We start from the raw sequence: 19,865 nt of genomic DNA on the forward strand, positions 1-19,865 counted from the left end.
ACCAAGGAGACATAGCAAGAGCGATCGCATTCTGGGAGCAATCCTTAGAAATATGTGAGCAGATTGGCGATTTCCCAGGCAAAGCCACTATCCTCAACAATATGGGATTGGAATTCGCCAAACAAGGAGACATAGCAAGAGCGATCGCACTCTGGCAGCAAGCCTTGGAAATATATGAGCAGATTGGCTATGTCCAAGGTAAAGCCACTATCCTCAACAACATGGCTGACGAAATTGCCCGTCAAGGGGACATTCCAAAAGCGATCACACTTTACGAGCAAGCCTTGGAAATATGTGAGCAGATTGGCGATGTCAAAGGCAAGGCTCATATCCTCAGGAATATTACTCTGGTAATTGCCCAACAAGGCGACATGGCAAAAGCGATAGTATTTTCGCAGCAAGCCTTGGAAATATTCGAGCAGATTGGGGATGTTAAAGGCAAAGCCCATACCCTCAACAATATAGCAGGGATAATCGCCCAACAAGGGGACATTCCAAAAGCGATCGCACTTTTGCAGCAAGCCTTGGAAATATTTGAGCAGACTGGCAATGTCAAAGATAAAGCCCCTACCCTCAACAATATGGCAGGTTTAATCGCCGACCAAGGAGACATACCAACAGCGATCTCATTCTGGGAGCAATCCTTAGAAATATATGAGCAGATAGGCGATGTCAAAGGTAAAGCCACTACCCTCAACAATATGGCGGGAGTATTCGCCGACCAAGGGTACATGCCAAAAGCGATCGCACTTTATAAGCAAGCTGCTTTGGCATTTGCACAGATTCGTGCTTATAGTGATTTGGTAACAATTCTGAGTAATTTAGGCGTAGCAGATGAAAGCAACGGTTTGGTTTACCTAGCTCAAGCAATATGGCTGACGCTGAGGATTCCAACCCCCTTAGCAGATCTCGTTCAATTAATTTGTCTTTTATATAATAGAGTCCCTCAAGGCGACGAACTAGAAGTTTTATTAGGAGCAATGGCAGTTTTCTTGTGCATACACCAAGGTAAAGGTCATCCTCAATTAAAGGAATTTCAAGAGCTTAGTGGCAACATTATATTAGATGCGGCAAGTGTCCAAGGAATTGAGACGCAAGAAGCGTTTAATAATTGGTTTATCCAGCAACGGCTGAACGATCCAAAATATTTCCTTCCCCGACTCAATCAACGCCTAGAGGAGATTGTTGGGGATGGGTGGGTGTTTGAGCGTAGTCAGGTTGTGGGGGGATGAGGGAGATTAGGGAGTGCGATCGCTTTAATCTTTAAATTAATTGTTGATGATGTAATCAGCTAATCCAATCCTTCAATATCAATACAGTTCAGTTAGGCTGAGTAAGTCGTAGGGGCACGGCACCGATAAAATTATGTGATGCACCGAAAGACTATGGATGCCGTGCCCCTACAATTCTGTGAGCCGCACACAGGGACAAAAATATTTACAATTATTGCGATCGCTTCACTTGCAATGACAAGTTTTTATCCAGATTCAACATTGGATATTCATTAATGAGTATCAAAGACTCGCTGACGAGGATAAAAGCCTCATTAACGAGTATCAAAGACTCGCTGACGAGTATTAAAGACTCGCCGACGAGTATCAAAGACTCGCTGACGAGTATCAAAGACTCGCTGACGAGTATCAAAGACTCATTCACGAGTATCAAAGACTCGCTGACGAGTATCAAAGACTCATTCACGAGTATTAAAGACTCTCCGACGAGTATCAAAGACTCTCCGACGAGTATCAAAGACTCGCTAACGAGTATCAGACTAAGTACTAATGTCCCAATAATTTATCTCACAGGTGCTTAATGCGATCGCCGAAGTTCGTCCAGCCCATACTAGCTTGCTGATTGCTTGGCTGAGTTAATGTTAACTCCAACCCAAAATCTGCAAAATTGACCCTACAGCTATTTATGCTGTTGACCAGTCTTCTGTCCGCAATTCTACGATTTTTCCAAAATCCGATTGATTACGGGTGAGTAAGATTGCGTTATTGCTTAACGAAATCGCGGCAATTTTCAGATCCATATTCCCTAAACGAGGATAGGCTTTTCGTAAGCGTTGATACTCTAAAGCAGCTATACGGCTAAAAGGGAGAATCACGATCGCTTGGTAGTCCGTTGCAAGTTGCTGTAACCCTTGATATGCAAGGACTTGTTCATCTAGCGTTTTCGCCCTAGATAAAACATTGAGCCGACCTCTGACTTGCTCTTCGTAGGTAATGACAGTCACGGCAACTTCAATCCCTTGAACGGCTGCCAGCCTTGCCAGGACTTGCTTTCCCTCTTCTTTGTTACGCTGGATGAGGCTGAGATGATCGGTATCAAGAATGTACATTTTAAAGTGTTAGCGATCTACTCAGCAGACTTACGCCATTCTTGTCCAAGGCGAACCGCTTCATCAAAGTTAGGGTCGTTTTCAAAGCTACCCGCAACTTTCAACCACCAAGGGGTTTGCTTCTGGAGAAACCCAGACAGCATCTGTTTCATTTGTGCCAGTTCCATCTCCAAAGTTGCAACTCGCGCTTCGAGTTGTTGAGATCGTTCTTCAAGCTGCTGGGAGGTCATAGGAAGCTGCGGTAAGTTAAAGTTCAAGAAGCATTATAGCGAGATATCTAGAGGCGCTGATTGGATTGAGCTTGGTGGGTTTGAGTACTAAACCAGCAATTGACTGAGCGATCGCATTGCCTTGATTGCTATCCTAACCATGTACTAACGTCCCAGCATTTTATCCCGCAGATGTTTAATGCGATCGCCTCCTAGACTTTTCGCAATAATTCCCGAATTGCGATCGCACAATCACTAAAGGCTAAAGGTGAAATTGTCACATCCTCTGCAAGTATGCTCTCACTGTGATAGCCATCTGGACTAGGAAGACGATACATATACAACTTGCGTCCAGTGACATCTAAAATCCAGTACTCAATAATGCCTGATTTCGCATAGGCGATCGCTTTGACTTCTCGGTCGTATTTCAGACTGGAATCAGCTATTTCAATTAGTAAATACACTTGGGAAGCATTGGGATGGTGATCTTCATAATCTAATGGATCGAGCTTTACCACTGAAATATCTGGTTCTGGTTCCGAGTAATCGTCAAGTTGCACTGGTGACTGGATTCTTAATAGAACTTTGTCACCTAAGCGTTGACGTAATAACCTTTCTGTGCGGGTAATTGCTGATTCGTGAGCAGTTCCTTTGGCTGACATTCTGACAATTTGTCCCGCTATTAATTCTAGGCGTTCTTCAGGATGAAAAATTCCCATTTCCGCCATTTGGTGATACTCTTGAACACTAATTAGGCGAATATTGGTAAGCATAATATTTACGTTAACGTCCCAATAATTTATCCCGCAGATGCTTAATGCGATCGCGCAAACTTGCAGCTTCTTCAAATTCTAGTTTTTTAGCCGCTTCTTTCATCTGCGCTTCGAGTTTAGCAATCAAATCAGGAATCTCCTCTAACGGTAATTCATCTATATGTTCATCTACAACTTTTAAATCTGTTGCATTTAACCGTCGGGAAACATCTAAAAAAGATAAAATCGCGTTACTTGATTTTTTGACAATCGGTTGAGGTGTAATTCCGTGCATTTTGTTATGCGCGATTTGAATTCCCCGCCGTCTATCTGTTTCATCTATGGCTTTAATCATGCTATCTGTAAGGTTATCAGCATACATGATTGCTTGCCCTTTAACATGACGTGCAGCTCTCCCAATAGTTTGAATTAAGGAACGTTCGGCGCGTAAGAAACCTTCTTTATCTGCATCCATAATCGCCACTAGGGAAACTTCTGGTAAATCCAAACCTTCCCGCAGTAAGTTGACTCCCACTAACACATCAAACTTAGCTGCACGCAAATCTTGTAAAATTTCAATGCGTTCAATGGAATTAATTTCAGAATGCAAATAGCGTACCCGAATGCCGTTATCTTCCAGATATTCTGTTAAATCTTCCGCCATGCGCTTAGTTAGCGTAGTAATCAAAACTCTTTCCTGGCGGTCAACTCTATCTTTAATTTCTCCTAATAAATCATCAATTTGTCCTTCTGTAGGACGCACAGAAATTTCTGGATCAATTACACCTGTTGGTCGAATTACTTGCTCAACTATATGACCATCAGAAACTTCTAATTCCCAATTTCCTGGGGTAGCAGAAACAAAAATACACTGATTTACTTTCTCCCAGAATTCTTCTGCTTTCAACGGACGGTTATCAGCAGCACTAGGAAGTCGAAATCCATGCTCAATTAATACTTTCTTCCTAGCTTGGTCGCCATTATACATCCCGCGAATTTGCGGTACGGTAACGTGAGATTCATCAATCACTAACAGCCAATCTTTCGGAAAATAATCAATTAAACACTCTGGTGGTTCCCCTGCTTGTCTTCCTGCTAAATGGCGGGAATAGTTTTCTACGCCGTTACAATAACCGACTTCGCGCAACATTTCTAAGTCATAGCGGGTACGCTGGTCTATGCGTTGCGCTTCTAATAATTTCCCCGCTGCTTCTAAGTCGGCTTTTTGCTGTTTTAATTCGGCGGCTATATCATTACAAGCTACTTCTAAGCGTTCTTCTGGGGTGACAAAGTGACGTGCTGGGTAAATATTGACAGCTTGTAGGCTGCTGATAATTTCACCAGTCACAGGGTCAATATAGCGAATCGCGTCAATTTCATCGCCAAAAAATTCTACGCGAATAATTCGGTCTTCGTATGCGGGGCCAATTTCTAAAACATCCCCCCGGACGCGAAACTTTCCGCGACCCATTTCGATATCGTTGCGGCTATACTGCACATTTGCCAAATCCCGCAAAATCTGGCGTTGATTCACTTCCATACCTATTTGTAGGGGGATAGCAGCTTTGAGGTATTCCTGTGGCATACCCAAACCATAGATGCAGCTGATGGAAGCAACGACAATCACATCACGGCGTTCAAACAGCGATCGCGTCGCTGAATGCCGCAACATATCTATTTCATCATTAATCGAAGCTGTTTTCTCAATATAAGTATCGGTAACTGGAATATACGCTTCTGGCTGATAATAGTCGTAATAACTAACAAAATACTCTACGGCATTATTGGGAAAGAACTCCCGCAACTCGTTACAAAGTTGTGCAGCCAGAGTTTTATTATGGGCCAGTACCAAGGTAGGTTTACCAATTTTCTCAATAACTGCTGCTACTGAAAATGTCTTACCGGTTCCCGTAGCACCCAGTAAAGTTTGGTAGCGATTCCCAGCTTGGATACTGGTTACTAATTGTGCGATCGCTTGTGGTTGATCGCCTGTTGGACTAAAGGGAGCTTGAAGACCAAATTCTGTCATACAGTTGTGCCAGAAATACCCTCTCCCATACTAACGATCTCGCTCTGCACTCGTAGCACCAGATAAATCAAACAAATATATAGCAATCTTTATTTATAAAATTTTACTTATTGCATTTACTTATATATATATTTTGAAGATAATTATACCTATGTGAGGTTTTTTAAGGTTAAACTCTCTTATATAGAAAAAAATTCACATCAGTTTAATTATTGTAAAAACCTGTTAACAAACCAGAGGAGTGAAGTTATGAGCATCAGCAGCACTGGCAAAGCAGTCAGTCCTAGGCAAAAGCGTGCCAAGCTAAAAGGAGAAAGTACAGTGGAAGTAGAAAATAATCAGGGTAATAGCTTGAATACAGATAAAGTTGAACAGGGTAAGGATCAGCCAGTGCAAAATGAGACCTCCGGAACACTCGCAATCTCTGGAATTCGTCCCATAGGCGCTAGCGACTTAGAAGTTGCTGAAAAACTCTCAATTGCTGGGGTACGTCCTGTTAGCACTAGTAACTTAGAAGTCGTGGAAACCTATAACGCAATGGGTATTCGTCCAATTGGTGCTAATAAATTCCAAGTTGTTGAAAGTATTAATCTCTCTGGTATTCGCCCTGTTAGCTCAAGTTCATTGGTAATTTCTGAAAGCTATTCAACATTCGGTAACCGTCCAATAGCATCGAATGAGATTGACAATTCTGAAAACCTGATGGGTTTTCTAGATTAGACAAAAAAATATCACCATAAGTTTATTAACCCAGTTTCTTTACAGAACTGGGTTTATTTGTTTAATATGCAACCATATTGGCGTGAACCATTCAGGATTTCTTAAGTAGTTGATGCAAAAATATTTATGTCATTGCGTTCGCCCTTGCCGTTCCCTTCGGGACGCTTCTCTACGAGAGGCTACGTACGCCAACGCGAACGCTACACTCGCAATGACCATGTATATTTAATTTTGCATAACTTCTTAATAGGACTTACGCAAAAATTGCTGAAAAGCTTAATTTGCCTAACTGTCAAGATACCAAGTATTAATGGAAGTGCGGAAGTCCTACTTAAAAAATAATTATAAATACTGTCATCATTGGCTATTAAATTGTTAGTTGAGAAATTTTACTTTACAAGCATTATGATAAAGCCCATTTTCTTATGAGATAGGGAGCAGAGATTTTAGGATAAGTTCTTATTATCGACTTGGGCTGCTAAATCACAACGAAATATCATTTATGTTAGATATTCTCTCTCTATTTGCATAGGTAATTAATATGTCTTGTGACAGAAGGCTAAGGAAAAATTTATAAGCTACTTTGTAAGGGTGATAACAAAAAGTTTCTGAGTCTTAACACAACTTTGAAACCTATTCTCTATTAAAAGAAGGAGTAGAAAATGAGCATAGAAGATAGAGCAAAAGCCACAGGTAAAAATATTGAAGGTAAAGCTCAAGAAGCTTTAGGAAATGTCACTGGCGACCCAGAAGATAAAGCTGAAGGTAAAGCTAAGCAAGCCGAAAGTGAAGTTCGCCACGGCATAGAAGATGTGAAAGATAACGTCAAGAAAAAAATTGACTAGAGCTAAGATTTTTTGCGTAAGTTCTAGAAATCAGGTCTAGGTGCAAATACTTCTGCAAAAATAACGGCTGATAAAGAATCACGTTTTACCCCTATTATTCTCTTTATAGCAAGGGGTATATTAGGGGTATTATGACCTTTCTTTATCGAGATTTTGTGAATTGAAAAGCTCTTTAAAGATAGGCATACAAAAATATAGATTCAAATAGCTTGTCCGTTCAAGCTATTTAAATTACTCTTCAATGATTTTTAGGAGGTAAAACAATGATTCTGCTTCAGCAGAGTCGCAAAATCTTGATGGCTGGCATCTTGATTTTGGTTCTGACAATAACCACTGCCTGTGGTGGTAGTAATGTAGCACAGCTTGACCGCCCAACCAGCACTCCAGCAATTGGCCGAGATGTAACCTATACAGAATTAGAGCGAGGTAATAGTCCCTCAGGACAAAATTTTGGTAACTGGGTTGTACAAACATCTAAGGGATTAATTAAAGATGCCTATGTGCGCGATAACAACAAACTAGGCATTGTTATTTCCCCACAAGTGCGTCCTCAAGAGGTACGACCATTAGCAAAATCTTTAGTACAAGGGTTTCGCAAGCAATTCCCCAACCAAGACTTAACAGTGTTGGTCTATGCTCCTGATAAAAAACTGATTTTAACAGCTAAGTACGACACTCAAACAAGCCAAGTTCAGTATACCTAATTGCTGAGTTGGCAATAAAAGCCAAAGATTAATCTCTGCGGATAATCAAAGTTCCCAGAATGTCAGGTGATTAAAAATTAACCTGAAAAAGGAGAGAACCAAAGTGACAAGCAGCGAACAATACAAGCGTCAAATCATGAAAGATTTGGCTGGGGGAAATGTTGAATCTTTAGATGATGTAACAACAGATTCAACCACCGAATACGAAAACTTTGACGATTTTGCTCAACGCACTACACCAGATCAGCGTCGTCAGTTATTTGGTCGGTCTTTACATCCAGAGAAGATTCCCACCAGCCAAATGGAGCCGGAATTACAACAGGCGATCGCTCAAATCAAACCCAACGAGCGAGATGATGTAGCACGCGCCTTTTTCAAGCATCTAAAGGAAAGAGGACTAGATGAGCGCCATATAGAGCAACAACTGGGCCTTTCTACTCATCACGCCAGCCGTATGAGCGCTGATGATGTCAGCAAACTCGCATCCTTTGTCTATCACAACCACCCTGATATTTTCCGTGAAGTGTTGGCAGAGCAACCAGGGATTATTAAATTCCTCAGCAATCCCGTTGTCGCAGGTATTATCGGCGTTGCAGCCGCCAAGTGGCTAGGTAGGCACAAGTAAGGACTGAGTTTTCAATTCAATGATTCAGTACATAGTCAGAACGAGGTGGGCAATGCTCACCTTTCTTTTTTGCTCATTGTGACTAATACCAATTTGCGCCAGAGGCGGCTTCCCGTCCCAAGAGAACTGCTCCGCCGAACAGCGAACAAGTCGGCAAAGCCATCCAACCTACGCATCTATCGCATTCTTTTCTTGAATTGGTATAACTTGCTCGCCAGTAAGGAGAAGAATTTGCTGGTATACAGGAGTAATTTATTTATTTGTTGAAGTAAATTCATTGATAATTTATATATTTACGTATAAAATACTCGAGGTTAGATATGAAACTAGTTTACCTGTATAGTTTTGGGTATCATTGACACTTAAGTATAGTATAAAAATATTTTAAAGTTTTGGTAAATACAAGTAATTTCTGGTACGCAATTTAAAATTTACATGATAATAAAAACAACAAGTTTGCTTAGTAAAAATAAGCAGACAAAAGCAATATTAACAACTGGAGCTATTGTCAACGGTGGTTGTTTTTGTAATTTATTGACGACTAATCGTTAACAAAATGCTTTGAGGTAATGGTAGCGAATTTTAGTGCGGGGTACATCTACCATCAACCTTGATCTATTAATAGGGGTTAGCTTCATGACTAGATTTGCAGTCAGAAAAAATTTGCTGAAAGCTTTGACTGTAGGAGCATTTACATCTGTGGTAGCTGGAACTATGAGTATAGGACAAGCACAAGCAGCTGTAGTAACTCTTGACTTTGAAGGAGTTGGGAATTTGAGTCCTGTGGGGAACTTCTACAATACAGATCCCCACGACTTTGACATTACTTTCTCACCTAATGCACTGGGTCTTGTTGATCAAGATGCTGGTGGAAGTGGTAATATTGGCGGCGAACCCAGTCCAAGTACTGTTTTATTTTTCCTTGATGGACCAGCAGCAACTTTAAACGCTTTAAAGGGTTTCAGCACTGGATTTTCATTTTTCTATTCTGCGATCAATAATCCAGGCTTTATCAAGGTGTATGACGGTCTCAACGCTACTGGTAACATACTTGCCACGCTAAATTTACCAACAACCCCGTTTAATGGTGCTCCCGATCCAACTGGTCAATTTAGCCCATTGCTTCCAATCGGTGTATCATTTTCAGGTATTGCTAAATCTGTAGATTTTGGCGGCACTGTCAATCAAATAGTCTTTGACAATATAACCTTTGGTTCTGCTACCCCTGGTAGTACTGTCCCCGAACCTATAACTATATTGGGTACATTGACAGCCGCAGGTTTTGGTGTGGCTTTGCGTCGCAAGCAAAAACTGCAACAAAAAGCTACTGTAAAAGCATAAGCTAGGGACTACAATTAATACATAGTTGCGTTCATATAAAGTATGTGCTAAGTGTTGGGTGCTTAAGAATTGAGTGTACAATTTATAACTCAATGCTTAAGCACTCCTTCCCATGCATTACCTAAAAAAGGTATCGCACTCAAGATTTACTTATAATGTTGTGTAAATGAATACTTTTTTCTATAAATCGCAGAATAGATTTACACAAAATTCATACAGAAAATAACCTGTTTTCCACTGATAATCCTGATGAAATCTTGTTTTTGGGATAAAGCACATTAAGTTTATAAAACATCATAAACTTAAAGATTTGATTAAGCTCAACTAAAATCCTTGATTATAAATACTTAGCACGTAATGATAATTACGGTTTTTTCGGGATAATTACGGAAAACTTACCATTACAGTAAAAACGAAACAAAGATGAAATACTTGACTCATTGTTATCGGTAACTGTATAGGCAATAAACGAATTAATGTTTGCTAGGGCTTTACCAGGGTAAAAAGTACCATTAGCTTTTATACTTTTCTACTAGTGGCGATCACAGTGCTGATTTTGGTGCCATTCTACGTTTCCTGTTGCCACAGTGGGAATTAGCCAATTTAGGATGTAGCTGAGTTTTAAAGGTGATGACTCTGTGGAAACAATTGCGAATCATGTTTTTGGCTATAACCTTAGGTGGTGTAATCTTCGTTTTAGTGAAAGTTTTGTTAACGACGAGTATTAATAAGCCAAAATCAGAACAGTCTCAGCACGAATTAAATAGTGTTGCATTGTTTGAAGAACAAATTTGTATAAAGTTACGCTTTCATGCAGATTATAATACTGTTCCTCCTTCCTAGGAGGATATTGATGTAAGAACATACAAGGGTTGTATCTCAGCAAGGTATCTTGCCAATTTCTATACTAGAAGGTGTTAGAAAACGTCTGGTGTTATTTGAATTAATAGCGGCAAAGCCTTTATCCAAAACCTCAAATTTTCCTCATTGTTCAGATCTCTGTTTTTTATTGTGCTAGGAACATGACTAAATCAAGTAGCGATAAATTCCTTCCCGGTTTGGTACAAGAGTTACAAGAGTTTGCTTTCAGCCAAACAGGCTCAACGAAGATTTTGCGAATGCTTGGCTACGGACTGCTGCTCTTAGCATTGTTTGACGTAGTTGAGATGTTGGTTCCACCCAACTTTATGAATCCTGCTTGGGAATTTCAAACTTTCGGAGCGTTGGTTGAAAGAATACCTGTGCCTTTAATTGGTCTAGCGCTAATATTTTATGGAGAACTGCATTCCCGAAACAAATGGGAATTCCTGAGCCTGAAGTTATTATCTTGGCTAACTTTATTGTTAGCCGTAATCTTTTTGTTACTAATACCTTTAGGAATTGGTAACACTGTTCGTCTCAGCAAACAAAGTGCTGCGCAGATTACTAATGCATCCAAACAACAATTATCCCAGGCGGAACAGGTAGAACAGCGATTAAGTCAAGCTACACCAGAACAAATAGGTAATTTCTTGAAGGCACAAGGTCGCTCATTAAATGGTAAAAGTACCCAGGAAGTAAAAACTCAAATCTTATCAGAAGTTTCTAAAGCTAAATCACAAATTAAGACACAAGCACAAACTACTGAATCTTCTCAGCGTCTAAACTTACTTAAGAATTCTGTTAAATGGAATCTTGGAGCTTTGGTTTCGGCAGCTTTATTTTTTAGTTTTTGGAAAGCAACTCAATGGGCAAGAATTAGTAGATAATAATACAGTAGAATTCAGGAATCAGTAGTCAGAATTCAGAAGTAAAACAGAATTGATATCTGGCTTTTATTCCTAAATTCTGTACTTCACTCAGTTGCAAACTGCTGTAATACAAAAAATTTATCAGTGCCTGAATCTTTGAGTAATTTTATATCAAAATTCAGATAGCAAAAGCCTCTGTAAAAAAACTAGGGTGGGCATTATTGCCCACCCTTTCTGTTTGTGTCGTATAGTTAATCCATTATGGATTACACCTTAGCTAGTTCCGGTGTAGGACGCTTGCTGTTACGAATTGCTGTAATTGCCTCAGCATAATCTGGAGCGTTAAATACAGCTGAACCAGCAACGATCGCATTAGCTCCAGCTTCTAAAACTTGCCAAGTATTATTTGCTTTCAGTCCTCCATCCACTTCAATCCAAGGATCGAGTCCGCGTTCATCACACATCTGACGCAGCTTGCGGATTTTGGGCACTACAGCAGGAATAAAGCTTTGACCGCCAAAACCAGGGTTGACGCTCATAATTAGGATTAAATCGCAGAGTTCCAGTACATACTCAATAAAATCCAAAGGTGTGGAAGGATTGAGTACAACTCCTGCTTTTTTACCGAGTTCTTTGATTTGCCCCAGAGTGCGGTGTAGGTGCGGCGAAGCGTTGTGTTCAGCGTGTACGGAGATAATATCAGCACCTGCTTTAGCAAAGCCTTCTACATACTTTTCTGGCTCCACAATCATTAAGTGGACATCCAATGGCTTTGTTGTGACTGGACGAATCGCCTCCACAACCAGAGGACCTATCGTAATATTAGGTACAAAACGACCGTCCATTACATCAACATGAATCCAATCTGCTCCAGCCGCGTCTATAGCGCGAACTTCGTCACCTAAACGGCTAAAATCTGCTGATAGGATAGACGGAGCAATCACAATGGGCTTTTTAGATAGGTTTTGGGTCATGGCTAGTGGGTTTTCAAGCATCCTCGTCTGTAAACATTGTAACAAAATATTTAGTCATCGCTCATAAATTTCCTCACGCCTTTATGAGGGGGATGAGGGAGACGCAGTGACATAGGGACAAGGTGAGGAAGTCGGAATCTTAGATGCCACTTCCTGCAAGTCGGCAAAGTCACCCAATGGAGTGGCTGCGGTTTCCGTCGAGTCTGAACTTGCGAAACCGTTCCTAAGGTTAGGGGGAAGCGAAGAATGACAAATGACCAATGACTATTGACTATTGACTATGAATAAAAAACTAACTTGGCTATTTTGGGGAATAAGTGCTTCTTGTTTGAGTGTGCCAGCACTAGCTTCAGTTTTACAAACTTCTTTAGGAACCAACGGTATTGATGCTCTCAGGCTACACCAATCTCCTTATAATTTAAGCGGTCGTAAGATTGCTATTGGTCAGGTGGAAATTGGACGTCCGGGAATGTTTGGTTGGGATAAAGCCGTGTCTAAAAATCGTGCTGTATCCTTAGCAGCAGTTTTCTTACGCAATGGTCCAGCTAAATCAAATAGTGGCGTTGACCCCCATGCCTACAATGTTGCTGGTGTGATGGTCAGTAAAGACAAAGCTTGGCCGGGAGTTGCTCCTGAGGCGCGATTGTATTCTTCGGCTGTTGGCTCGACCAAAAACATGGGTCAACCAGAAGAGTGTTTATCGGCACAACACATTGCATTACAAAATGCTGGTGATATTCGTGCCATTAATTTCAGTTTTGGTGAACCTCTAAACCGCGATCCGCGTCCTGAAGCTATTTTAGATGGCAATGCTTTACTCACCCTCTGTATTGATTGGTCCAGTCGTGTTCATGATGTCTTGTATGCGATCGCTGGTAACCAAGGGAAAGGAGGTATTCCTATTCCTACAGATAATTTTAATGGAGTAAACGTGGCTTTTTCATCCCGTCGAGAAGGGATTTTTAGTAAAGTTGACGTTTCTAATCTCGCAGGTGCTAACCAAGGAGTAAATGGTAGGTTAGTAGGCAAAGAATTTAATATCGGTGGGCGTCGCGCTATTAGTTTAGTTGCACCTGGAAGTAATATTGCTCTGCTCAATCCAGATGGCAAAGTCAATAAGGTCACAGGTACAAGTTTTGCAGCACCTCACGTTACAGGTACTATTGCTTTGTTGCAGGAATTTGGCGATCGCCAATTGCAGACAAAACAACCTCACTGGAGCATCGATTCTCGCCATCATCAACTGATGAAAGCTGTATTACTCAATTCCGCAGACAAGGTTAAAGATAGCGGAGATGGTTTGCGCTTGGGAATGACTCGGACACTAATTGATAAACAAAATCAAGACTGGCTAGCTTCTGATGCTTATCAAGACCCCAAAATTCCCTTAGATTCCCAAATAGGGGCAGGTCATTTGAATGCATTTCGCGCTTATCAGCAATTTAGCGCAGGTCAATGGCAACCATCAACTGCTGTGCCTGCCATTGGTTGGGATTACCGAACTGTGGATACACTTGTGCCTGTAGAATATCCGCTGGCAAAACCCTTAAAACAAGGAAGTTTTGTTGCTATTACTTTGGCTTGGGACCGATTGGTAGAGCTCGACGATAAGAATAAAAATGAGCTTTATGACGTCGGAGATAGTTTCCGCGATCGCGGTTTGAACAACCTCGATCTCTATTTGGTAAAAGCTGATGCTCAAAATCCAGATGTTGCTACTGTTTGCTCATCTATCAGTCAAGTTGATAGTGTAGAACACATTTTTTGCCCTATTCCTGCTAATGGGAATTACAAAATCCGCATCCAGATGCGCCAACAGGTCAATGAACCCAGTCAACCTTACGCTTTAGCTTGGTGGACTGTACCCGTTAGCTCTATTGGGGAATTTAAAAATAAATAGAGTCAAGGTTAAGGTAAGGGTCAAGATTCAAAAGGTAATAGGCAAGAGTCATTAGTTTTTGGCTCTGTCTTCCTTGACCTCCTTATCTCCTGTGTCGCCACTCACGATTGTCTATTCAGCCTTTTAGTAATTTCAACGATCGTGAGGGGTTTAACCTAACATACTATTATCGTTAATATCTGCTATATGGTAACTCATTGGGTAGATTACTACTTTTTTCAATTCTGTAAACAACTACAAACGCATTTATCCAAATGACATTCAGCGATAGGTAAGGAGTATTTATACCCGTTTTGGGATAGAATGTAGGAGCGTTTTATTCTCAGCAAAGTTTGCCTCATACTAGAGAAGCTTTGCACGGAATCCAGACTGAAATTATTAGATTTATTTCTTACTACAAATTCAGCGTGAAGCAATTATTGAGTTGTTTTGTAGTTTAAAATACGTTTATCTAAAAATCAGAAAATAGCTAATAATCATGGATGTGTATTGCCTACTCAATTAGTAATTAGTAGCTTGCACAAATTCTATTTAATTGCCGCAAATTATTTACTGTTACCAAAACTGTAACAGCCAGGTTTTTCTGCTGTGGTAAATGCCATAGTTAACACTTGAGAAGTCATTAAATCTATGGCGAACGAGGTGGCAGAATGAATCGGCAGAAATTTAGTGGTGTGAAAGAAAATTTCTTGCAAAGACGTTACGGTGTGCGGTTAGGAAGGCGTTACGTGCTGGCTGCTGCTAGTGTTGTACTTTTGGGTGTATTAGGTTGTTCTCAAGTCAATGGTGATACGAGCGCACTGGCCCAATCTCGTTTGCCTAATTCCGAGTCTCCTCTGCCAAAAAAAACGGCTAACCCTGATACAAAATTAGTTAATGCCAACAATAAATTTGGCTTCAAACTATTTTCAGAAGTTCTGAAACAGGAAAGTAGTGAAAAGAACGTTTTTCTCTCGCCTTCGAGTGTAGCGATCGCCTTGGCTATGACCTACAATGGAGCTAGTGGCTCTACACAAAAAGCTATGGCGAAAACCCTGGAATTACAGGGGTTAAATTTGTCAGAAATTAACTCATCTTACGCAGCATTAAAAAGACTATTAGAAAATCCTGAGACTGATGTACAACTGACTATTGCTAACTCCCTTTGGGCGAATCAAAACACCAGCTTTAAGTCAGACTTTCTCCAGAGAAATCAGGATTTTTACAAAGCGAAGGTGACAAGTTTAAATTTCCAAGATCGGGAAGCACCCAATATTATCAATAGCTGGGTCAAGGATAATACCCAGGGAAAAATCAACAAGATAGTTGAACAAATTCAACCCGACCAAGTACTATTTTTGATTAACGCCATCTACTTTAAAGGAAAATGGAGCAACGAATTTGACAAAAGTCAAACTGCTGTATTGCCCTTTTCTCTAAAATCTGGGAAACAAAAACAACACCCGATGATGTCGCAAGATGGCGACTATAGATACCAAGAAAATGAGCAATTTCAGGCAGTGAGTTTGCCTTATGGCAAAGATGGTAAAATCAGCCTTTATATCTTTTTGCCTAAACAAAACTCCAACCTGCAAGCCTTATATCAAAACTTAAATGCTGAGAATTGGGAAAAATGGATGACTCAATTCCGCAAACGGGAAGGATTGATTCGTTTGCCTCGGTTTAAAACAGACTATGAAGTTACGCTCAATGATGCACTAAAAACCTTAGGTATGGAGGAGGCTTTTAGCACCAAAGCTAATTTCTCTGGTATTGGCGAAAACCTTGCAATTAGCCAGGTTAAGCATAAAACTTTTGTGGAAGTAAATGAAGAAGGCACTGAAGCCGCAGCGGCAACTTCAGTAGGCATAGTGGCAACATCCGCTATGCAAAAACCAGAACCATTCAGAATGATTGTTGACCGTCCTTTCTTTTGTGCTATTCGAGATAATCAGACAGGAAGCGTTTTGTTTATGGGTTCAATTGCCGAACCACAGTAAACAATTCAAAATTCTTTGCTTTTAACTTTTGAGCTTTGACTTCCTAAGGTGATGTAGCTTCTGATACGCTTAGAGAACTTTTCGCTTCAGCTTTTGGGGATGCTTCTGGTGCAACGGGTGCAGCTATGTCCCCGGAATTGGCATATTCATCAGTATCACCGCTTAGTGTCGCAGGACGTATGACACTGATAGCGGTTTTAATCACAACAGCACTAGGTACTGCCACAATTACGCCTAGAAGACCCCCAATCCTCGCCCCTGTCAAAACTGAAATCACTACCAAAGCTGGGTTTAAACCTGTAAAACTCCCTAAAATCCGGGGGGCGATTAAATTTTCCAGAATTTGCTGGACGATAACTGCGGCCATCAAAACTCTTGCCCCCATCCAGACATCTTGCAGCGACACCAACAAGGTAGTCAGGGCAATGCCGACGGAACCTCCAAAAGGGACGAGAGCCATGATGCCGATAGTTAACCCAAATAACAGCCCAAAAGGCACTTTCAACCACAAAAATGTCGGAATCAGAGCTGATGCCATACAGGTAGATAAAATCAGCTGGGTAATAAAGAAATTTTGAAAGCTCAGACGTACTGTTTGAGAGAAAGGCTCACGAAATCTTGAGGGTAGCCATTCTACTAAACTCTGCCAGAGTTCACCTCCGTGTTGTAGAAGATAGAAAGTCAAAATCATTGTCAAGACGAAATCTAGCAAACTAGTGACTGTGACTACAGCTAGATTGAGAACTTGTCCGGCGATCGCTTGCAATTGTCCCTTGACGCGATCGTTAATTTGCACGACTAGAGCATCAAGGTTGATTGGTAAGCCAAAAACCTCTGCTTTCTCGTTTAATATCATTAACTGGGAACGTCCAGAGTCAATCAACTCCGGCAAGCGAGCCACTAGTTGCTGAGCTTGGGTAAGGGCTAGCGGAAACAGGGTGACACCCAGCGCTAATAAAATCGATAAAGCCAAGAGAAATACTAAAATAGCAACCGGCTCTCGCCTAGCACCGTGACGCTCCATCCAGCTAACGGGGTAGTTGAGCAGAAATGCTAGCACTGAGGCTCCAACTAAAATGACTATCAGGGAGTGGAAATAATTAAAAATTGACGAGATTGCCCAACCATTGAGCACTAACAGCGGAATGAATAACGCGATCGCTGTGATGCGCGCTAGGGGTGTTAGTGTCTCCCACCAGTCGAGTAGCTTGCGTGTCTGCATCTTTAGCCGATTACAGGATAGAACTAAATAAAATCCTTCTTTACAGCTTATTATCTCTAACTACATGACTCTCATTCATCTTCCTAGTTTAGGATTAGACTCAACCAAATGGAAAATCTTCAACCAAATCACAATTCGCCTGCATCTGAGTCAACAGACACGGAGAGTTCCGGCACCGCGTCTTCTTCATATTCCCAATTTCTAATTCCCGATCAAGACTCAGCCACCCCTAAAACCCAGCTAGTTGTCTATCTGATTCCAATTATTGGTTTTTTCCCATCGCTGTGGACTCTCTATCGCCGTCAAGGAAGTCGGGAACAACTAGCTGCTAGCCGCCTGTCTATTACTTTGGCATTTACCTGGTTTTTGGGATATCTATTATTAGCAACCGGGGCTGAGACTACAGAATTTTTCGCATTGCGACTATTAATCCTCAATAGTTTTCTCACTTCTGGGTACTTTTTGGTGAGTGTCTGGTTAATTTTTCGTCTTATTCAGGGAAAGTCTCACCGTTTGCCAGGGTTTAGTCGGTTTGCCGAGCGAGTGATTGGCAAGTACTTATCTTAATCTCTAGGTAATAATTGGGTCAGTACTTTTACTTAATTTTTTGCCAAATTAAAGATTATATCTTAAGGGATCTAGTCAAACTAGTTTATTGTTGTCATACTGCAATAACACATCAGCCGATTTGTCGAAAAAAAAGAAAAAGACTGCTATAAGTGTTGTGGTTGACACAACAATGAAAAAGTTAGCACTAATAATTAAGAATTAGCTATTATGGTTTGATTTGTCTGCATATTTATTAGTCTGCAAATGTACCGAATTTGATCAGTAAGTGTGAGGATGTCTGTGACCATTCAAAGAACTTCGGCGGAAGAAAATCAGTCGGGAAACGTCTCCAAAGCCAGCAGAAAAAAGGCCCAAAACTCTAAATCTGGACGTTGGTTGTGGTTTTGGGTAGGTATGAGCGGTATTGCGATGGTTTCAGCTACTGCAGGGGCACTGTTGGCAGTTTCTTTAACCAGTAATTTACAGCAAGCCCAACTTAGCCCCCAAGAAGAAGCAGTATTCGATGGCGATCGCATCTCTGGAAGTGGTTTGCGCTTTTCACAATTAACTCGCCCCGTGAATATTTTACTTATGGGGATGAGCGTACTTCCACCAGATGTTCAAAATCCTCCCGCCGAAACCAAAAATCTCAGGTACCAGCCTCAGGTAAACTCCTTTGATGGTCTTTCCGATGTCATGCTCTTGATCAAATTTGATCCAGAGACAAAAAAAATTACCATGCTTTCTATTCCTAGAGATACACGCACTGAAATAGAAGGGCATGGCGTGAAAAAAATTAATCATGCCAATCTCGAAGGTGGGCCTGCCTTAACTGCCAAAACGGTCAGCAATCTCTTAAACGGAGTAGCCATCGATCGCTATATCCGAATTAACGTTCTGGGGGTTGCTAAGCTAATTGATGCTTTAGGTGGCGTTACCGTCTACGTCCCCAAAGATATGAAGTATCAAGATGAATCCCAGCATTTGTACATCAATTTGAAGGCAGGGAAACAGCATCTTAATGGCGATCAGGCGCTGCAATTATTACGGTTCCGCCATGATGCACTGGGCGATATTGGGCGGATTCAACGCCAACAAATGGTGCTGCGTGCTTTGATGGATCAGTCACTCAACCCTGCGACTGTGACTCAATTGCCAAAAGTACTTGATGTCGTTAAAGAAAACATAGATACCAACTTGGCTGTTGAGGAGTTGTTGGCGCTAGTGGGTTTTGGTGTGCGAACCAATCGCTCAAATATGCAGATGTTAATGGTTCCAGGTCGCTTTAGCGAGAAAGGTGAATTTGATGCTAGCTATTGGTTACCCAACAAAGATGGGATTGCCAAACTGATGGCAAAACACTATGGTGTGGAATCAGCACAAGCACAAGAACCACAGACTGTTGAACCTGGTTCTTTACGTGTAGCTATTCAAGATAGTACAGGTAGCGATCGCACTAATCTACGACCTTTAATTAGATCCTTGGAAAAAGCTGGATATCGCAATGTTTTTGTAGCCAAAGCCTGGGGTGAACCTTTGGATGTGACTCACATTGTCGCTCAACAAGGAGATGGTAACAGTGCAGAAGTTGTTCGCCAAACTTTAGGATTTGGGGAAGTACGCGTTGAAAGCACTGGTAATATCGGTTCGGATGTCAGTATTCAAGTGGGTAAAGATTGGTTGGAACAAAAAGCGCTTCTAGAGAAGTCTACTCAACCTTAAGCAATACTATTAACTTTGATGAGAGACACTGATTAGCCTTTAATTATCAAGCTGCACTATCTAAATTAAAAGTACACTGTTTTTACTTACGCTCCTATTCAATACTGAATATCAGCATCCTTAAACAAAAAGGCGTGAGGTTTTCCCCACGCCTTTCGCTTATTAATACCAATTCAAAAAATGTTTGCGACAGATAAGGCATTAAGGATGAAGTCGTAACCAG

General features: G+C 41.1%; 18 protein-coding genes. 11 read left to right on the forward strand and 7 right to left on the reverse strand.

Annotated features, from left to right (window positions below; genetic code table 11):
- On the forward strand, positions 1 to 1,232 hold a 1,232-nt coding region (locus tag BV372_RS32275; protein ID WP_143845432.1), incomplete at its 5' end, for a lipopolysaccharide assembly protein LapB.
- 211 nt (positions 1,233 to 1,443) lie between these two features.
- Here the strand turns inward: BV372_RS32275 and BV372_RS36860 are convergent.
- The 5 genes from BV372_RS36860 to uvrB all read right to left on the reverse strand — a co-directional run bounded on the left by BV372_RS36860 (position 1,444) and on the right by uvrB (position 5,331).
- Entirely contained in the window at positions 1,444 to 1,698 is a 255-nt protein-coding gene (locus BV372_RS36860; protein ID WP_256973589.1) for a hypothetical protein, read from the reverse strand.
- 217 nt (positions 1,699 to 1,915) lie between these two features.
- Positions 1,916 to 2,341 carry a type II toxin-antitoxin system VapC family toxin gene (locus tag BV372_RS32285; protein WP_086691231.1) on the reverse strand — a complete coding sequence of 142 codons (426 nt, stop codon included), beginning with the start codon at positions 2,339 to 2,341 and terminating at the stop codon, positions 1,916 to 1,918.
- A 17-nt stretch (positions 2,342 to 2,358) separates the two neighbouring features.
- On the reverse strand, positions 2,359 to 2,571 hold the full coding sequence (locus BV372_RS32290) for a hypothetical protein (RefSeq protein WP_086691232.1): 213 nt from the start codon (positions 2,569 to 2,571) through the stop codon (positions 2,359 to 2,361).
- A gap of 191 nt (positions 2,572 to 2,762) precedes the next feature.
- The gene (locus BV372_RS32295; RefSeq protein ID WP_086691234.1) at positions 2,763 to 3,323 is read right to left on the reverse strand and encodes a Uma2 family endonuclease; all 561 of its coding nucleotides are present in this window, start codon (positions 3,321 to 3,323) and stop codon (positions 2,763 to 2,765) included.
- Positions 3,324 to 3,333: 10 nt separating this feature from the next.
- A complete protein-coding gene (uvrB, locus tag BV372_RS32300; protein WP_086691237.1) occupies positions 3,334 to 5,331 on the reverse strand; it encodes an excinuclease ABC subunit UvrB in 1,998 nt (665 codons plus the stop codon).
- A 249-nt stretch (positions 5,332 to 5,580) separates the two neighbouring features.
- Here uvrB and BV372_RS32305 point away from each other — a divergent pair, with 249 nt between their 5' ends.
- The 6 genes from BV372_RS32305 (at position 5,581) to BV372_RS32335 (ending at position 11,314) form a co-directional block, all read left to right on the forward strand.
- A complete protein-coding gene (locus BV372_RS32305; RefSeq protein WP_086691239.1) occupies positions 5,581 to 6,051 on the forward strand; it encodes a hypothetical protein in 471 nt (156 codons plus the stop codon).
- Positions 6,052 to 6,713: 662 nt separating this feature from the next.
- Positions 6,714 to 6,896, forward strand: a complete 183-nt coding sequence (locus tag BV372_RS32310) for a CsbD family protein (protein ID WP_086691241.1) — start codon at positions 6,714 to 6,716, stop codon at positions 6,894 to 6,896.
- A gap of 263 nt (positions 6,897 to 7,159) precedes the next feature.
- A complete protein-coding gene (locus tag BV372_RS32315) occupies positions 7,160 to 7,600 on the forward strand; it encodes a hypothetical protein (RefSeq protein ID WP_086691243.1) in 441 nt (146 codons plus the stop codon).
- Positions 7,601 to 7,703: 103 nt separating this feature from the next.
- A complete protein-coding gene (locus BV372_RS32320; protein ID WP_086691245.1) occupies positions 7,704 to 8,225 on the forward strand; it encodes a hypothetical protein in 522 nt (173 codons plus the stop codon).
- Positions 8,226 to 8,861: 636 nt separating this feature from the next.
- Complete coding sequence (locus BV372_RS32325) at positions 8,862 to 9,566, forward strand: PEP-CTERM sorting domain-containing protein (protein WP_218776798.1); 705 nt, start codon at positions 8,862 to 8,864, stop codon at positions 9,564 to 9,566.
- Positions 9,567 to 10,588: 1,022 nt separating this feature from the next.
- A complete protein-coding gene (locus BV372_RS32335; protein WP_086691248.1) occupies positions 10,589 to 11,314 on the forward strand; it encodes an HpsJ family protein in 726 nt (241 codons plus the stop codon).
- A gap of 248 nt (positions 11,315 to 11,562) precedes the next feature.
- On the opposite strand, the gene rpe is transcribed toward BV372_RS32335, so the two are convergent.
- Complete coding sequence (rpe, locus tag BV372_RS32340; RefSeq protein WP_086691250.1) at positions 11,563 to 12,270, reverse strand: ribulose-phosphate 3-epimerase; 708 nt, start codon at positions 12,268 to 12,270, stop codon at positions 11,563 to 11,565.
- A gap of 280 nt (positions 12,271 to 12,550) precedes the next feature.
- Between rpe and BV372_RS32345 the strand changes: the two genes are divergently transcribed.
- Both BV372_RS32345 and BV372_RS32350 read left to right on the forward strand, forming a co-directional pair.
- Positions 12,551 to 14,170 carry a S8 family serine peptidase gene (locus BV372_RS32345; RefSeq protein WP_086691252.1) on the forward strand — a complete coding sequence of 540 codons (1,620 nt, stop codon included), beginning with the start codon at positions 12,551 to 12,553 and terminating at the stop codon, positions 14,168 to 14,170.
- A 650-nt stretch (positions 14,171 to 14,820) separates the two neighbouring features.
- Positions 14,821 to 16,149: a serpin family protein gene (locus tag BV372_RS32350; protein ID WP_086691253.1), complete on the forward strand. Its 1,329-nt coding sequence runs from the start codon at positions 14,821 to 14,823 to the stop codon at positions 16,147 to 16,149.
- Positions 16,150 to 16,192: 43 nt separating this feature from the next.
- Here the strand turns inward: BV372_RS32350 and BV372_RS32355 are convergent, their stop codons facing one another.
- Complete coding sequence (locus BV372_RS32355; RefSeq protein WP_086691255.1) at positions 16,193 to 17,371, reverse strand: AI-2E family transporter; 1,179 nt, start codon at positions 17,369 to 17,371, stop codon at positions 16,193 to 16,195.
- A 108-nt stretch (positions 17,372 to 17,479) separates the two neighbouring features.
- Between BV372_RS32355 and BV372_RS32360 the strand changes: the two genes are divergently transcribed.
- Entirely contained in the window at positions 17,480 to 17,938 is a 459-nt protein-coding gene (locus BV372_RS32360; RefSeq protein WP_256973590.1) for a hypothetical protein, read from the forward strand.
- A gap of 282 nt (positions 17,939 to 18,220) precedes the next feature.
- Positions 18,221 to 19,642: an LCP family protein gene (locus BV372_RS32365; protein WP_086691264.1), complete on the forward strand. Its 1,422-nt coding sequence runs from the start codon at positions 18,221 to 18,223 to the stop codon at positions 19,640 to 19,642.
- Positions 19,643 to 19,865: the final 223 nt, after the last annotated feature.

This window comes from Nostoc sp. T09, from assembly GCF_002154695.1.
Classification (GTDB): Bacteria; Cyanobacteriota; Cyanobacteriia; order Cyanobacteriales; family Nostocaceae; genus Aulosira.